We start from the raw sequence: 16435 nt of genomic DNA, 5'->3' as shown, positions 1-16435 counted from the left end.
AAAGCGCCCTGCATGGGGCGCTTTTTTTGTACCTGAAATTGATCACTTCAGCGTAACGGTGCCTTTCATCATCGAGATATGGCCCGGGAACGAGCAGAAGAAGCCGTATTTTTCAGCGGCATCAAGTTTCGACACGTCGAAGGTCACCGAGTCGGTTTCCTTGGCCCCGATGAGCTTGGTGTGGGCGATGATGCGCGCATCACCTTCCTTGAGGTAGTTCTTGTCGATACCGGCAGCGAGGCCATCGGTGGCGATCGGCTGCATGTCGGCCTCTTTGCTCAGCACCCAGTTATGGCCCATGACGTTTTTCGGCAAGTTGCCCGAGTGCGTCAGCTCGACGGTGAACGTCTTGCAGCTCTTGTCGATCTCGATGGCCTTGGTGTTGAAGGACATCTGGTCGGTCGAGTCGATGGTGGTCTTGCACTCCGCTGCCATCAGTTGGCTGCTGGCCAGCGTCAACAGGGATACTGCAACAAGTTTGGCAAACATCGTGAATCTCCAAGGCATGGTTAACAAAAATCCGTCAAAGGGAAAGACTGCCTGATTTTCCGGCAAGTTCCTATGACCTGAGTCAAAGATTGTATACAACTTAAGGCTATCAGCCTGATGGACATAATCAACCAGCCATCAGTATGACGCGCCTTTATGATCAGCCCCATCAACCTCTGGAGCGATCGCCATGAACTTCAATAGCCTGTTATGCAGCTTGCTCGCCGCCTACGCCTGTGGCGCCAGTGGCACCTATGAAAAACCCCTGCGCGAGGTTTAGTCCTTTGCGCAGCATAGGCCAGGCTTTACTCTGGTGCGGTGACTGACCACGGAGTAAAGCATGTCCATCGCGTCTGTTTGTGTATTTTGCGGCGCCAGCACTGGCACCGACCCAGCGTATCGTGAAGCGGCGCAGGCCCTCGGTCGGGCGTTGGCGGAACGAAAATTGACCCTGGTCTACGGCGGCGGGGCCGTCGGCCTGATGGGTGTCGTCGCCGACGCGGCCCTGGCGGCTGGCGGCGAAGTCATCGGCATCATCCCGCAAAGCCTGAAGGACAAGGAAATCGGCCACGGCGGCCTGACCCGCCTGGAAGTGGTGGACGGCATGCATGCTCGCAAGGCGCGCATGGCTGAACTCAGTGATGCCTTCATCGCCCTGCCCGGCGGCCTCGGCACGCTGGAGGAGTTGTTCGAAGTCTGGACCTGGGGCCAGCTCGGCTACCACGGCAAACCGCTGGGGCTGTTGGAAGTGAACGGTTTCTACAGCAAGCTCACCGCTTTTCTCGATCATATCGTCGGCGAAGGCTTCGTCCGCGCGCCCCATCGTGACATGCTGCAAGTGAGCGAATCCGCGCAGAACCTGCTCGATGCCCTGGACGAATGGCAACCGTCCGTACAGCCGAAATGGGCCGAACAAAAACCCAGCTAACGGCTCGGCCCCGATACAGGGCAGAATATGCGCCGCTCAACCTCACCTTCGACCCCAGAGGATCGCCCATGGCCAAACCCAATTATTCCTTCGCCAAACGTCAGAGAGACTTGGCCAAGGAGCAGAAGAAAGAGGAAAAGCTGCAGCGCAAGAAAGCCACAGCTGAAGAAGAAGCCGCACTGAGCCCGGATACCGAAGGCGAAGTAGCAGCAGAAGATGATGTCGATGCACCGAAAGATCAGGCTCCCGACGCCTGATTCCCCCAGGGCCCGATGATCCGATCCGGCCCCCCGGTTCTGTATCCAGGGCCGGCAGCCCCGCTGCCGACCCTTACAATCCCAGCGCCTTGATAATCGACTGGCGATACCCCGCAGGCAGGTTCACCGGCAGTTGGTCCGGCGCGAACAGCCCGATCTCCTTGTGCTCATGACTGATGGTCGGCACAAAACCGCCCAGCAACTGGCAGCGGTACGTGGAGATGAAGACGTGCTTGCCGGGAATGACCTCGAACAGGTACGAATCCAGCGGCGCCCCCACGCTCACCTCAACCGCCAGCTCCTCGGCGATTTCCCGCGCCAGGCATTGCGGCGCCGTTTCGCCCAGCTCGATCCGACCGCCGGGCAGCTCCCATTCATCGCGCTCGTTGAGCATCAGCACAACCAGGCCTTCGGGGGATTGCAGCACACCTTTGATGGACACCGGGAACATGGGCAAACCTCATCATCCGTAGGACACACAACCTGTGGGAGCGGGCTTGCCCGCGAAAGCGGTGGTTCAGTCGACATCTATGTTGAATGACAGGCCGCCTTCGCGAGCAAGCCCGCTCCCACAAAGGGATCTCCTTACGACTCCAACGGCATCACCGTCACCCGCACCTCAGGATCATGGGCACCGCCCCCCAGGATCACCCCCCGCAACGGTGACACATCGGAAAAATCCCGGCCCCAGGCCAGGGTGATGTGTTCCAGGGCCGGTTGGACGTTGTTGGTCGGGTCGAAGTCCACCCACCCCAACACCGGGCAATACACCGAGACCCAGGCATGGGACGCATCCGCGCCAATCAGCCGGGGCTGGCCGGGCGGCGGCTGGGTCAGCAGGTAGCCGCTGACGTAACGCGCCGCCAAGCCGCGAGAGCGCACGCAAGCCAGCATCAGGTGGGCGAAGTCCTGGCATACGCCCCGCCGCCGTTCCAGCACCTCCACCAGCGGCGTCGCCACTTGGGTCGCCTCGGCATCGAAGGTGAATTCCTCGAAAATCTTCTCCATCAGCGCTCGAACACCGACCATCAACGGTCGTCCCGGCGGGAAGCAGCTTTCGGAAAACTCGACGAAGCTGCGCTTGAGGTGCACATACGGTGATTCGAAACGATAGCGACACGCCTCCAGCAACGGTGCCGCCAGTGGCCGGCCACTGTAGGTCAGCGCGTTGCGGGTCGACTCCCAGGCCGGGGACAGGTTGAAATCCAGCTCGGGACGGGCCAGCACCTCGACGCTCAGGCGGGCATTGACCAGCAGCTCATCATGGGGCCGCTCAAAGGCCAGCCGGGTCAGCGGGTTGCCGAACACGTCCTGTTCATCGCGCCGGGTCGTTGGTTCCGGGCTGATCAACAGTTGCTGTTCGGTGCAACGCTGCCAGTCACAGGCCCGTGGCCACAGATGAGCGAGCTGCTGGGCCAGGGACACCGGGCTGTCATAGTGGTAATGGGTGTCGTGGAGGATCTGGTAACGAGCGTTCATCAGACGGACACCGTGCGTTGGCTGACGTCATCGACGTGGGCGAAATGACGCAAGGCCAGGCGATCGGACACCTGGCCGCTGGCATCGGCCACTTCCTGCAACAGGTCGGCCAGCCCATCGAGTGCGGCGCGCAGGCTGGCTTCACCGAACAATGGGTTTTCCAGGCAACGCAGGTCAAAGCGTGACAGGCGTGCGACCAGGTCCGGCAAGGCGGTTTCCCTGGGGGCGGCAAAATCATCGTTCAAGCGCTTGAGCGTGCGGGTCACCAGCTTCAACTGGAAGAGCACCGCGTGGGGGTTCTGTTCGTCCAGCAGCAGCAAGTCCAGCACCGGGATCAGCTGGGCCACCGCCAAATAACGCGAGCGGTAGGTGATGCTGCTGTTGCCCAGTTCCAGCAACCACTCCAGCCCAGCCTGATCGAATACCGCATCGCTGCGCAGGAACGCCGCCAGGCTGCTGCTGAGAAATTGCAGGCGCTCCAGGCGCCGGCCGATCATCAGGAAGCGCCAGCCTTCGTCGCGGGTCATGTCGTCCAGGGCGAATCCGGACAACGCCGCGAGGGACATCACCAGCCGATTGAGGAAATCCAGCAACTCGCCGAAATCCGCTTCCTCGGTTTCCAGTTCCATGGCTTCGCGCTGCAACTCCACCAGCGCCTGCCAGTTCTCCCGGGACAGCTTGCCGCGCACCTGCGAGGCGGCCCATTGCAAACGCTGCAGGTTGGAGCGCAGGCTGAACGACCAGTCATCCCCCAGCAGTGCCGCCAGCAAACGCTCGGGCAGTTCGCCCTCTTCGGGCAGCAGCATCAGGCTCTCGCCCAGCGCCACCGCCGATTGCAGGGCCTGCGGATCGTCGCCATCGACATAACGCGCCAGCATGATCCGCAACAACCGCGCGCTGCCATCGCAACGCTCGCAGTAGCGGCCGAACCAGAACAGGTTTTCCACCACCCGCGAAGGCAGGTACGGATCCCGTCGAACCAGGTCATGGACCCCCACGGTTCGCTGGGCCTTCCATTGTTCACCACCGGGCGCCTGCTCTCCCAAGACCCAGGTGTCCTTGCTGGCGCCACCGCGCTGCATCGACACCACTTCGGCATCGGCCTCGGCGGCCACCCGGGTCAGGCCACCCGGCAGCACCCGATAATCATCCTTGCCGGACACGGCATACATGCGCATGCCGATCGCCCGGGGCTGGATTTGCCCATCTTCGGCCTGCCAGACCGGTGCCTGGGACAGTTGCGCCAGTTCCTGGGCGACATAGGCATAAGGCCGCGCCTGCATGCGCGCCGCCAGTTGGCCGCGCTGCGCCTCGCTCAGGTCACGACCGAACACCGGACTGAAACTCTGGGAAGGAAACGCCGGCTTGATCAACAGTTGCGGCAATTTTTCCAGGGCCTGGGCCAACACCGGCGGCTCACCGCACCACCAGGTGGCGATGGACGGCAGCAGCAGTTCTTCGCCGAACAGGTACTGGTTGATCTTCGGCAGAAAGCCCAGGAGGCCCGGCGACTCCAGCACGCCACTGCCCAAGGCATTGGCCACCAGCACCCGGCCCTGGCGCACGGCTTCCAGCAACCCCGGCACGCCGAGGGCCGAATCGGTGCGCAGCTCCAGGGGGTCGCAGAAATCGTCGTCGAGCCGACGCATGATGGCGTGGACCCGGCGCAGGCCGCTGAGGGTCTTGAGGTAGACCGTAGCATCGCGAACCGTCAGGTCGCCGCCCTCCACCAGCGGATAGCCCAGCTGGCGCGCCAGGTAAAGGTGTTCGAAATAGCTTTCGTTGAACCGCCCCGGCGTCAACAGCACCACCAGCGGTGACTCGCCGTCGCTGGGTGCCTGTCGCGCCAGGGTTTCCTGCAGGGTGCGGAAAAATCCGGACAGGTGCCGCACCTTCAAGTCGCGATACAAGTCGGGGAAGGCGCGGGAAACGATCATGCGATTTTCCAGCGCGTACCCGGCCCCTGAAGGCGCCTGGGTCCGGTCTGCCGTGACCCACCAGCGGCCGTCGGGCGTGCGCGCCAGATCCACTGCATACAGGTGCAGGAAACTGCCGTCCGGCGGCGCGATGCCCTGGCAGGGCCAGAGGAAATTGTTGTGCCCAAACACCAGCTCTGCCGGCAACAGCCCTTCGCTGATCAGCCGCTGCGGCCCGTACAGGTCGGCCAGCACCGCATTGAGCAATCGCGCACGCTGGGCGATTCCGGCGGACAGATGCTGCCATTCCTGCGGGTCGATCACATGGGGCAGCAGGTCCAGTTCCCACGGCCGGTCGGCGCCTTTCGGATCGGCGTAGACGTTGTAGGTCACGCCGTTTTCCTGGATCTGCCGGGCTAGCAGGGCCTGGCGCTGGAGCAACTGGGCCGGCGTGCTGCGCTGCAACTGGTCGAACAGCCGCCGCCAGTGCGTACGTACCGCACCGCTGTCGTCCATTAATTCGTGATAGGTGCCCGTCGTCAGCGGGTAACGGTCAAGCAGGTCAGGCATGGAAAGCTCGGCAGACGGCAATGAAAGGTGAGACTAGCGCAAGCGCATGACGCCCGGATAGGTGTGTTTTATGTTGGATCCGGCCTGGCTTTCGGACTGCAATCATCGTGGCGAGGGAGCAAGCTCCCTCGCCACGGGGTTCACTTAGACCTTGGGTGCCCCTTGAAAACGTCGCAGATCGAGCGTGAGTGGAAACTCGTCATCCACTGCCAGGCTGGGTATCGGCAGTTTCCCCGGCGTGTGTCCGAGACGGAAGAAGCGCGCCATGCGCCGGCTCTCGGCCTCGTTGGCATTCACCGGCAAGCTGTCATAGTTGCGCCCGCCCGGATGGGCCACGTGATACTGGCAACCGCCCACGGAACGTTGCATCCAGGTGTCGAGCAAGTCGAAAACCAGCGGCGCATGCACCGGGATGGTCGGTTGCAGGCAGTTGGCCGGTTGCCACGCTCGGAAACGCACCCCAGCGACAAATTCACCGACCCGACCAGTCGGTTGCAACGGTACCGGCACGCCATTGCAGGTCAGCAGGTAGCGTTGCGGCGCCAGGCCGCTGAGCTTGACCTGCAAACGCTCCAGGGAGGAATCCACGTAACGCACGGTGCCGCCCACCGCGCCCTCCTCCCCCAGCACATGCCAAGGCTCGAGGGCTTGGCGCAATTGCAGCTCGATACCGCTGACCGCGTAATCGCCCACCTTGGGGAAGCGGAACTCCAGGTGCGCGGCGAACCACTCGGCCCGCAGCGGGTAGCCGGCGGCGTTCAGCTCATGGATGACGTCGGCAAAATCCTGCTCGATAAAGTGCGGCAGCAGGAAACGGTCATGCAGCTCGGTGCCCCAGCGCGCCAGTTTCGCCGGCGCATAAGGCTCGCGCCAGAACCGCGCCACCAGCGCCCGCAGCAGTAATTGCTGGGCCAGGCTCATGCGGGCGTGGGGCGGCATCTCGAACGCACGCAACTCCAACAGGCCGAGACGCCCAGTGGCGCCGTCCGGTGAATAGAGCTTGTCGACGCAGAATTCGGCGCGGTGCGTATTGCCGGTCACGTCGATCAACAGGTTGCGCAACAAGCGATCGACCAACCACGGCGGACACGCTTCACCGGGCTGTGGCATTTGCGCGAACGCGATCTCCAGCTCGTACAAGGCGTCGTTGCGCGCCTCGTCCACGCGGGGCGCCTGGGAGGTCGGGCCGATGAACAACCCGGAAAACAGGTAGGACAACGACGGGTGGTTATGCCAGTAACTGATCAGGCTGCGCAGCAGGTCGGGACGTCGCAGGAAAGGCGAGTCGGCCGGTGTCGCGCCACCCAGTACGAAATGGTTGCCGCCGCCCGTGCCGGTGTGCCGGCCATCGATCATGAATTTCTCGGTGGTCAGTCGGGTCTGTCGCGCTTCTTCGTACAAAAATTCAGTGCGCTCGACCAACTCATCCCAGGTCGCCGAGGGTTGTACGTTGACCTCGATCACACCGGGGTCCGGGGTAATGCGGAAATTGCTCAGGCGTGGGTCGCTCGGCGGCTCGTAGCCTTCCAACAGCACCGGACACCGCAGTTCCTCAGCTGTCGCCTCGATGGCGCTGACCAATTCCAGGTAATCCTCGACCCGCTCCAGGGGCGGCATGAACAGATAGAGCCGGCCTTCGCGGGCCTCGGCACAAAAGGCGGTACGGGTCAGCCAGTCAGCGGACTTGTCGATTTCCGGGACACGCTCCTGCTCGGCGGCCGGCTCGCCGTGACGCGCCAGTTGCTCGGTGCCGGGCAGTTCGGGTAAGTCCTGGTTCGGGTCGGTGGGGTGGATGAACGGGTACTCGGCCGCCGTCACCCAAGGCTGGGACGCCAGTGGCAAGCGATACCCCAGGGGCGAATCCCCCGGCACCAGGCGACAGTGGTTGTCCCGCAGGTACCAGCGACCGCTTTGCCATTGATCCCCCTTGGCGGTGCGAGCCAACGGCAGGACCTGGCCGATGACCTTGTCCAGGCCTTGGCTGAAGACCTTGCGCAACCGTGCACGCTCCAGAGCGTCCTCCAGGCGTGGGTCCTCGGCTGTGACGTTCGAAGGCAGTGCGCCTTCGCGCCAGAGGTAATAGAAGTTGTCTTCGTAGGCCGGAAACACGAACCGCGCCGGAATCTTCAAACGCTCGGCGACGCTCGCCAGGAAGCGCCCGGCCAGTTCGCCATCGGCACCGTAATGCTCCTGCTCGTCGGCGATCAACGCGCTGTTGTGCCAGATCGGCACCCCGTCGCGCCGCCAATAGCAATTGAGCGACCAGCGCGGCAGTTGCTCGCCGGGGTACCACTTGCCCTGGCCGAAATGCACCAGCCCCTTGGGCGCATAGTGATTGCGCATGCGCTGGAACAGCTCGGCGGAGAGCCGGCGCTTGTCCGGCCCGAGTGCCGCGGTGTTCCACTCGGCACCGTCCGGGTCATCGATGGAGACAAAGGTCGGTTCGCCGCCCATGGTCAGGCGCACGTCGCCCTCCAGCAGGTCGGCATCGATCTGCCGCCCCAGGGCCTGGATCGCCAGCCATTGCGCGTCGGTGTAAGGCTTGGTCACCCGCGGCGCCTCCCAGACCCGCTCGACGGACATTTCGTGGCTGAACTCACACTCGCAGGGCTCCACCAGGCCACTGATCGGTGCCGCCGAGGACGGATCGGGACTGCAGGCCAGCGGAATGTGGCCTTCACCGGCGAACAGCCCGGACGTCGCATCCAGGCCGATCCAGCCGGCACCGGGCAGGTAGACCTCGCACCAGGCATGCAAGTCGGTGAAGTCGACGTCGGTGCCGGACGGGCCATCGAGGCTCTTCACGTCGGCGGTCAACTGGATCAGGTAACCGGAGACAAACCGCGCGGCCAGGCCAAGGTTGCGCAACAGCTGCACCAACAACCAGGCCGAGTCGCGGCACGAGCCGGACGCGTGCTCAAGGGTATGCTCCGGGGTCTGGACGCCGGGTTCCATGCGGATCAGGTAGTTGATGTCTTCGCTCAGGCGCTGGTTGAGCGCCACCAGGAAATCCACCGCCGGCAACGGCGTACGGTCAATGCCGTCCAGGTAGGCCTGGAACCTCGGCGTCAGCGGCAGGGTTTCCAGGTAAGGCGCCAGCTCCTTGCGTTCGTCAGCCGCGTAGGCAAACGGAATTTTCTCGGCGTAGGGCTCGAGAAAGAAATCGAACGGATTGAACACCGCCATTTCCGCCAGCAGATCGACTTCGATCCGCAGCTCCCGGGTTTTCTCGGGGAATACCAGCCGCGCCAGGTAATTGCCCTGGGGGTCTTGCTGCCAGTTGATGAAATGCTGCTCGGGCGAAACCTTCAGCGCATAGGACAGAATCCGCGTGCGGCTGTGGGCTGCCGGACGCAGGCGAACGATCTGCGGGCCGAGTTCGACGGCGCGGTCGTAGCGGTAATGCGTGACGTGATGCAATGCGACATGGATCGACACGACGTGCCTCCTGCGAGCCTGGGCGGTATCGAAAGCGGCGCAAGACTTATGCCATGCAGGCAGGCCCGACACTTTCTTTGTCTACTCAAGGCAGTAGAGCACTAAAAACGCGCGATGCCCGTATTCATCTGTAAAGGAATGCACATAAATGCGGCGCGAATCGACTCAGCGACGTGGGCGCGAGGTCTTGGCGGCCTGAATGATCAGCGCGCGTTGGCGGCGGATATCGACGAGTTTGCTGCGCATTTCCCGATGCCGCTTGCTGTTGAGCAGTAACAGCCCCAGCAGTGGCAACAGCACAGCGAACAGGTATACGCCCTGATGCGCTCCATAAGCGAACGTCGGCAGCACCGCCGCCAGACAGGCCAGGAAATACCCCGCCACCCACCAGACCGCCCAGGCGCGCCCGCGAGCGATCAAGAGGTTGCCCAGGACCAGGACGAGCACCAGGGCCAAGGTGCCGAGCCCGACATAGTCGGTCCTGGCTGACGGCTCCAGGGCACGCCAATAGGTGGCCCCGGCCAGCACAAGCAGCGTGGACCCGGAAAAGCAGCCCAGCAGGATCGTCCCCATGAACACCGGAAAATAACGGGCGAGGAATGGCTTCAGCGATCCGCCCCCGATCATTCCGTGAACTCCTCGTACAGGCCGACGGCAACCGTCTTCACGGCGCCATCACCGGTATAACTGCCAATGACCCCCAGCGCGCCTCCGAGGGAGTCCTTTATCTGCGTCAGTGTCGCGTGCCTGATCTCGGCAGACGAATAACGTTTGGGCAGGGCTCCCGCGCGCTGCTGCAGCTTGAGCAGCTTCGCGGTCAGGCTCGGGTCCCTCAGCGTCAACAGCTCCTTGGTCAGTTTGCTGCGCTCTTGCCGATTCAGCCCCTTGAGCAACTGATACCAACTCTTTCCGGTGGCGGCCGCCTTGTTGGCCTTGAGCAGCCGGACAGTCGTCAGGGCCGAGCCACCGACCCCCACCAGGGAAACCCCGTCAAGGATCGGCGACACGATGTTGTACCAGTCGGCGTCGTTCATCTCATCGTTGCCGGTCGGATTGCTCAGCTCATTGGCCACCCGCATCCCGCCGATGACGCATTGCGCGGTACTGGCCGTCGCGGCAGCGGCACCCAGGGCAACGACAAAGGCACTTGCCCCCGCCGTAAAGGGCACCGCGACGCTGCCACTGAACACCACCACCCAACCGATCACCGCGGCGACACAGGACAAGCCGGCATTGGTTGCTTCAAGCCCGAGCTTGGACTCGCGCGGGCTGCTTTTGACCTGATCGATGAACTGCTGCGGCGCGATGTATTTTTTCGCCTCGCGCAAAATGATGCGCTTGGGCGCGATGCTGCAAATCGGCTTGAACTCGCGCAGGGTCACGACGTTGTATTCGGAATCGACATACACCACACCCGCCCCGGCGATGCCAGGATCGGCGTCAATGGCAGCAAACAGGCGCGGCAGGTTGATCTGGCTTTCGATGCGTTTGCGGGCCATGAACTGGGAGAAGCTCAGGTCCATGCCGATGCCCGTTGTAGCGCTGCTCATATGAATCGTCCTTGAGAATCGGAAGTGAGTCTTTATCCACACTGAACCCCTATGGTGGGGAGATTTATCCCTGCTGGCTCTGTAGGAGCTGCCGAAGGCTGCGATCTTTTGATCTTTCGCTTGGGATTCAAGTGTCCGGGGAAAGATCGCAGCCTCGCTTCGCTCGACAGCTCCTACGCCGCCGAGCGGGAGCAAGCTCCCTCGCCACAAGAGCTGCGCTCGGCTTTATTGCATTGGCTAGGCTGGCACCGGCGGCGGCCAAGATAGCAAATGGGCAGCACCGTCGCTAGAAAGCAAAACGCCAGCACTGAGGCTGGCGTTTTACATCGTAGATTGACCCGTTAGCGTGGCACGACAGGCTTGCGTGCCGGCTTCGGCCCCTTGCCCTTGGCGGCGTCCTTGCGCTCCTTGGCGGCCTGCTGGTTGCGGGCGAAAGCCGCGGCCTTGGCCTGCTCGCGCTTGTCCCACGGGTTACCACCATCACTGGCCCGCGGCGGCAGGCCGGTGTGCTGGGTCAGGATCTTGGTGGTTTCCTTGGCCACCTTGTGGCTGCCGGCTGGCGTCGAGTTCTTGCGACGGGCGCTCTGGTAGCTGTCGGTGGCCGGCTGGTGCAGCGGGATCAATTGGTTCTTGCCCGGCCCGATCAGGTCGGCGCGGCCCATGCGGGTCAACGCCTCACGCAGCATCGGCCAGCCCTTGGGGTCGTGATACCGCAGGAAGGCCTTGTGCAGGCGGCGCTGCTCCTCGCTCTTGACGATGGTCACCGCATCGCTCTTGTAGGTGACCTTGCGCAGCGGGTTCTTGCCCGAGTGGTACATGGCGGTGGCCGTGGCCATCGGCGACGGATAGAACGCCTGCACCTGGTCGGCCCGGAAACCGTTGCCCTTGAGCCACAGCGCCAGGTTCATCATGTCTTCGTCGGTGGTGCCCGGGTGGGCAGCGATGAAGTAGGGAATCAGGTACTGCTCTTTCCCGGCTTCCTTGGTGTACTTCTCGAACATCCGCTTGAATTTGTCATAGCTGCCGATGCCCGGCTTCATCATCTGGTTGAGCGGGCCTTCCTCGGTGTGCTCCGGAGCGATCTTCAGGTAACCGCCAACGTGGTGGGTCACCAGCTCCTTGACGTATTCCGGCGACTCGACCGCCAGGTCGTAACGCAGGCCGGAGGCAATCAAAATCTTCTTCACCCCAGGCAAGGCCCGGGCGCTGCGGTACAGCTGGATCAGCGAAGAATGGTCGGTGTTCAGGTTCGGGCAGATGCCAGGGAACACGCAGGACGGCTTGCGGCACGCGGATTCGATTTCCGGGCTCTTGCAGGCAATGCGATACATGTTCGCGGTCGGGCCGCCGAGGTCGGAAATCACCCCGGTGAAACCTGGAACCTTGTCGCGGATCTCTTCGATCTCGCGGATGATCGACTCTTCGGAGCGGTTCTGGATGATCCGGCCTTCATGCTCGGTGATCGAGCAGAAGGTGCAGCCACCAAAGCAGCCACGCATGATGTTCACCGAGAAACGGATCATCTCGTAGGCCGGGATCTTCTCCTTGCCATACGCCGGATGGGGAACACGTGCGTAAGGCATGCCAAACACGTAGTCCATTTCTTCGGTGGTCATCGGAATGGGCGGCGGGTTGAACCAGACGTCGACTTCGCCGTGTTTCTGCACCAGGGCGCGAGCGTTACCCGGGTTGGTTTCCAGGTGAAGCACACGGTTGGCGTGGGCGTAGAGCACCGCGTCGCCACGGACCTTTTCCACCGACGGCAGGCGAATCACGGTCTTGTCGCGGGTCATTTTCGGGCTCGCCAGGATCTGCACGACCTTGGCTTCGCTCGGGTCCTCAACCGGCCCCTTCTCCTGCTCGATGGCGCAGGCTTGAGTGTCCTGGGTGTTCACGTACGGATTGATGATCTTGTCGATCTTGCCCGGGCGGTCGATGCGCGTGGAATCGACTTCGTACCAGCCTTGCGGTGTATCACGACGGATGAATGCGGTGCCGCGCACGTCGGTGATGTCTTCGATCTTGTGGCCATAGGACAGGCGCTGGGCGACTTCGACAATCGCCCGCTCGGCGTTGCCGTAGAGCAGGATGTCGGCGCAGGCGTCGATCAGGATCGAGTTACGGACCCGGTCCTGCCAGTAGTCGTAATGGGCGATGCGGCGCAGCGACGCTTCGATACCACCCAGCACGATCGGCACGTTTTTGTAGGCTTCCTTGCAGCGCTGGCTGTAGACCAGGCTCGCGCGATCCGGCCGTTTGCCCGCCAGGCCACCTGGGGTGTAGGCGTCATCGGAGCGGATTTTCTTGTCGGCGGTGTAGCGGTTGATCATCGAGTCCATGTTGCCGGCCGCGACACCGAAAAACAGGTTGGGCTCGCCAAGCTTCATGAAGTCGTCTTTGGACTGCCAGTTCGGCTGGGCAATGATCCCCACGCGAAAGCCCTGGGCTTCCAGCAAACGGCCAATGATCGCCATGCCGAACGATGGGTGATCGACGTAGGCATCACCGGTCACGATGATGATGTCGCACGAATCCCAGCCGAGCTGATCCATCTCCTCCCTGCTCATGGGCAGGAACGGCGCCGGGCCGAAACATTCGGCCCAGTACTTGGGATAGTCAAATAACGGCTTGGCTGCTTGCATGTCGATGACCGGTATAAAGGATGAAAAATCGCGGGCGCGGAATATAGCACAAATTTTGACCAATTCCGACGGCTATGGTCGGAAATCGATTTTGTGGCTCGCCCCCAGAATTCAAGCCAGACAGACATCAATTGTGGCGAGGGAGCTTGCTCCCGCTGGGCTGCGCAGCAGCCCCACAGCTATATCCACTTTTACCCTGGCAGACCGCATTCGCTGGCTTTGCGACTGCTGCGCAGTCGAGCGGGAGCAAGCTCCCTCGCCACAAAGGCAATATCCGATTGAGCGAACGGCTTACTCATCGTCATCGAAATTGTAGCTACCCGGCGCCAGGTTTTCGAAGCGCGTGTATTTGCCGATGAACGCCAGGCGGATGAAGCCGATCGGGCCGTTCCGCTGCTTGCCGATGATGATTTCGGCGATGCCCTTGTGCTCCGTCTCGGGGTGATACACCTCGTCGCGGTACACGAACATGATGACGTCGGCGTCCTGCTCGATCGCTCCGGATTCCCGCAAGTCGGAGTTCACCGGGCGCTTGTTCGGGCGCTGTTCCAGGGAACGGTTCAGCTGGGAGAGCGCCACCACCGGACAGTTGAACTCTTTGGCCAGGGCCTTGAGGGAACGGGAGATTTCGGAAATCTCGTTGGTCCGGTTGTCGCCGCTGGAACCGGGGATCTGCATCAGCTGCAGGTAGTCGATCATGATCAGCGCGATATCACCGTGCTCACGCACCAGGCGCCGGGTCCGGGCGCGCATTTCCGACGGGCTGATACCGGCCGTATCGTCGATGAACAACTTGCGGTCGTTGAGCAGGTTGACCGCCGAGGTCAGGCGCGGCCAGTCGTCGTCTTCCAGTTGGCCGGAACGGACCTTGGTCTGGTCGATGCGCCCCAGGGACGAGAGCATACGCATGATCAGCGATTCGCCTGGCATCTCGAGGGAGTACACCAGCACCGCCTTGTCGCTGCGCAGCACGGCGTTTTCCACCAGGTTCATCGCAAAGGTGGTCTTACCCATGGACGGACGGCCGGCGACGATGATCAGGTCGGACGGTTGCAGGCCGCTGGTCTTCTCGTCGAGGTCGGTGTAGCCGGTGGACAGGCCGGTGATGGCGTTGTCAGTGTTGAACAAGGTGTCGATGCGGTCGATGGCCTTGGTCAACAGGTCGTTGACGCTCACCGGGCCACCGGTTTTCGGCCGAGCCTCGGCAATCTGGAAGATCTGCCGTTCGGCTTCGTCGAGGATCTCGGCGGCGGTACGACCTTCCGGGTTGAAAGCGCTGTCGGCGATCTCGGTGCTGATGCCGATCAACTGACGCAAGGTCGCCCGCTCGCGGACGATCTGCGCATAGGCCTTGATGTTGGCGACCGACGGCGTGTTTTTCGCCAGTTCGCCCAGGTAACCGAGGCCGCCAACCTGGGACGTCTGCCCTTCCTTGTCCAATTGCTCGGCCAGGGTGACGACGTCGATCGGCATGTTCTGATCGGCCAGACGGGCGATCGCACGGAAAATCAGGCGGTGGTCATGCCGGTAGAAATCGCCGTCGGAGACTTGATCGAGCACGCGTTCCCAGGCGTTGTTGTCCAGCATCAGGCCACCGAGCACGGCCTGTTCGGCCTCGATGGAATGCGGAGGCACCTTCAGGGCAGCGGTTTGCAGATCGTATTGCTCGGGAGCGGTGATTTCGTTCATGGCCACGTCTGGTTATGAAATTCAGCAATTGCAGAAAGACAAAGGGCACGACCTGTAAACAGGATCGTGCCCGATGTTACCGGCTAGCACCCGAGGGTGCCAACCGACAGGTGTTGCTTAGGCTGCTACCACGACAACGCGTACGGTGGCTTCAACTTCGGCGTGCAGGTGCACGGCTACGTCGAATTCGCCTACGTTGCGGATGGTGCCGTTCGGCAGACGAACTTCGCTTTTCGCCACTTCAACGCCGGAGGCGGTCAGTGCGTCAGCGATGTCGTGAGTGCCGATAGAACCGAACAGCTTGCCTTCGTCGCCAGCGGTGGCAGTGATGGTCACTTCCAGCTCGGCCAGTTGGGCAGCACGGCTTTCAGCCGATGCCTTACGGTCTGCGGCGGCTTTTTCCAGCTCGGCACGACGCTCTTCGAACGCAGCCAGGTTGGCAGCGGTCGCAGCGGTGGCTTTGCCGAAAGGCAGCAGGTAGTTACGACCGTAGCCGGCCTTAACGTTTACTTTGTCGCCCAGGTTGCCCAGGTTGGCGATTTTTTCCAGAAGGATCAGTTGCATGTGAAAATCCTCTAACTTTTAACCTTCACCGTTCGCGTTGTCGGCGTCTTTCGGCGCCATACGACCGCGAAAATCAATCAGGCTGTCAACGATGGCCAAGACCACGAGCAACGGACCGAGCAAGTGCATGAAAGGCAACAACGTCACGTATATCCCCACCAACCAGAACGTGGCCAGTCGCTTCTGCGCCACCAGCCCGTGAATCAGGGCCAGGCCGGCGAAGACCAGCGCAACACTGCACAACGGCAACAGGATCAGTGCATGCAGCCCGAAGAACGGAGCGACACACATGACGGCCAGCAGTGACAGCGCCACGCTCTTGGGGAATCGGATGGCGCGAAACTCGCGACCGAAACCACCGGGGTTATACAACGACGCCTGCCAATAGCGCCCAAGAATCAGGCACAGCACGCTAAAGATCTGCAGCGAAGACGCTATCGAAATGATCATCAGCGGAGCGCTCAGGGCGGTGAGAAACGCCTTCTGGTCTGCCGAGAATGTCTCGTAGACCTCACCCATCGCCAGCGGCAGGACGTGTTCGAACGTCTGCGCCAGTGACTCGATGAAGGAACTGAATACAGTTCCCAGGCTCACCGCACACAACAACCCCACGGCCACGCTGCACAGCAGCACGCGGTTCCAGGTATGGCCGGCGCGCAAAACCAACGCCAGGCCACCAGCCCCGAGCAACACCAAAAGTGTTGTCGGGTCCTTCAGGAAGTACCAGCTCACCAACGCTGACAACAACCCGACACCCAGGACGCTCAAGGCGTCCGAACCGCGCCGCAGGAGCACAAGGCACCCAGCGGCGGCACTCAACCAGAACAACAGCGGCAATGCCGCGGATCCGGCCACAACCAACGTGGCCTGCACACGTCCCCGCATGATGAAGTCAGCTAAGGCGCGCATGCAT

At 62.2% G+C, this 16435-nt stretch carries 13 protein-coding genes; 2 read left to right on the top strand and 11 right to left on the bottom strand.

From position 1 onward, the window contains the following. Window positions 1–42: 42 nt before the first annotated feature. The gene (azu, locus tag IB266_RS18015) at window positions 43–489 is read right to left on the bottom strand and encodes an azurin (protein WP_192261975.1); all 447 of its coding nucleotides are present in this window, start codon (window positions 487–489) and stop codon (window positions 43–45) included. Between the two features lie 340 nt (window positions 490–829). Here azu and IB266_RS18010 point away from each other — a divergent pair, with 340 nt between their 5' ends. Both IB266_RS18010 and IB266_RS18005 read left to right on the top strand, forming a co-directional pair. Next, a complete protein-coding gene (locus tag IB266_RS18010; protein WP_192261974.1) occupies window positions 830–1417 on the top strand; it encodes a TIGR00730 family Rossman fold protein in 588 nt (195 codons plus the stop codon). A gap of 68 nt (window positions 1418–1485) precedes the next feature. Further along, window positions 1486–1674 carry a hypothetical protein gene (locus IB266_RS18005; RefSeq protein ID WP_060739407.1) on the top strand — a complete coding sequence of 63 codons (189 nt, stop codon included), beginning with the start codon at window positions 1486–1488 and terminating at the stop codon, window positions 1672–1674. A gap of 73 nt (window positions 1675–1747) precedes the next feature. Here IB266_RS18005 and IB266_RS18000 read toward each other — a convergent pair whose 3' ends face one another. The 10 genes from IB266_RS18000 to IB266_RS17955 all read right to left on the bottom strand — a co-directional run bounded on the left by IB266_RS18000 (window position 1748) and on the right by IB266_RS17955 (window position 16431). Then, complete coding sequence (locus IB266_RS18000; protein ID WP_192261973.1) at window positions 1748–2125, bottom strand: NUDIX hydrolase; 378 nt, start codon at window positions 2123–2125, stop codon at window positions 1748–1750. Between the two features lie 134 nt (window positions 2126–2259). Next, window positions 2260–3153 carry a transglutaminase family protein gene (locus IB266_RS17995; RefSeq protein ID WP_192261972.1) on the bottom strand — a complete coding sequence of 298 codons (894 nt, stop codon included), beginning with the start codon at window positions 3151–3153 and terminating at the stop codon, window positions 2260–2262. Further along, window positions 3153–5639 carry a circularly permuted type 2 ATP-grasp protein gene (locus tag IB266_RS17990; RefSeq protein ID WP_192261971.1) on the bottom strand — a complete coding sequence of 829 codons (2487 nt, stop codon included), beginning with the start codon at window positions 5637–5639 and terminating at the stop codon, window positions 3153–3155. Before IB266_RS17990 ends, IB266_RS17995 begins: the two co-directional genes overlap by 1 nt. Before the next feature lie 144 nt (window positions 5640–5783). Continuing rightward, window positions 5784–9077 carry a DUF2126 domain-containing protein gene (locus IB266_RS17985; protein ID WP_192261970.1) on the bottom strand — a complete coding sequence of 1098 codons (3294 nt, stop codon included), beginning with the start codon at window positions 9075–9077 and terminating at the stop codon, window positions 5784–5786. Window positions 9078–9242: 165 nt separating this feature from the next. Beyond that, window positions 9243–9704 carry a hypothetical protein gene (locus IB266_RS17980; RefSeq protein WP_106274289.1) on the bottom strand — a complete coding sequence of 154 codons (462 nt, stop codon included), beginning with the start codon at window positions 9702–9704 and terminating at the stop codon, window positions 9243–9245. Next, the gene (locus IB266_RS17975; RefSeq protein ID WP_060739413.1) at window positions 9701–10627 is read right to left on the bottom strand and encodes a hypothetical protein; all 927 of its coding nucleotides are present in this window, start codon (window positions 10625–10627) and stop codon (window positions 9701–9703) included. Before IB266_RS17975 ends, IB266_RS17980 begins: the two co-directional genes overlap by 4 nt. A gap of 341 nt (window positions 10628–10968) precedes the next feature. Further along, the gene (locus IB266_RS17970) at window positions 10969–13269 is read right to left on the bottom strand and encodes a YgiQ family radical SAM protein (RefSeq protein ID WP_060739414.1); all 2301 of its coding nucleotides are present in this window, start codon (window positions 13267–13269) and stop codon (window positions 10969–10971) included. Between the two features lie 291 nt (window positions 13270–13560). Then, window positions 13561–14958, bottom strand: coding sequence for a replicative DNA helicase (gene dnaB, locus IB266_RS17965; protein ID WP_027911801.1), 1398 nt, complete (start codon window positions 14956–14958; stop codon window positions 13561–13563). A 117-nt stretch (window positions 14959–15075) separates the two neighbouring features. Continuing rightward, on the bottom strand, window positions 15076–15522 hold the full coding sequence (gene rplI / locus IB266_RS17960; protein ID WP_003186385.1) for a 50S ribosomal protein L9: 447 nt from the start codon (window positions 15520–15522) through the stop codon (window positions 15076–15078). 18 nt (window positions 15523–15540) lie between these two features. Next, a complete protein-coding gene (locus IB266_RS17955; protein WP_192261969.1) occupies window positions 15541–16431 on the bottom strand; it encodes a hypothetical protein in 891 nt (296 codons plus the stop codon). Between the last annotated feature and the right edge of the window lie 4 nt (window positions 16432–16435).

Source organism: Pseudomonas sp. Pdm06 (genome assembly GCF_014851795.1).
GTDB lineage: Bacteria > Pseudomonadota > Gammaproteobacteria > Pseudomonadales > Pseudomonadaceae > Aquipseudomonas > Aquipseudomonas fluorescens_AA.
The sequence above is the reverse complement of the archived record's forward strand: the minus strand, read 5'-3'. Positions and strand labels throughout refer to the sequence as shown.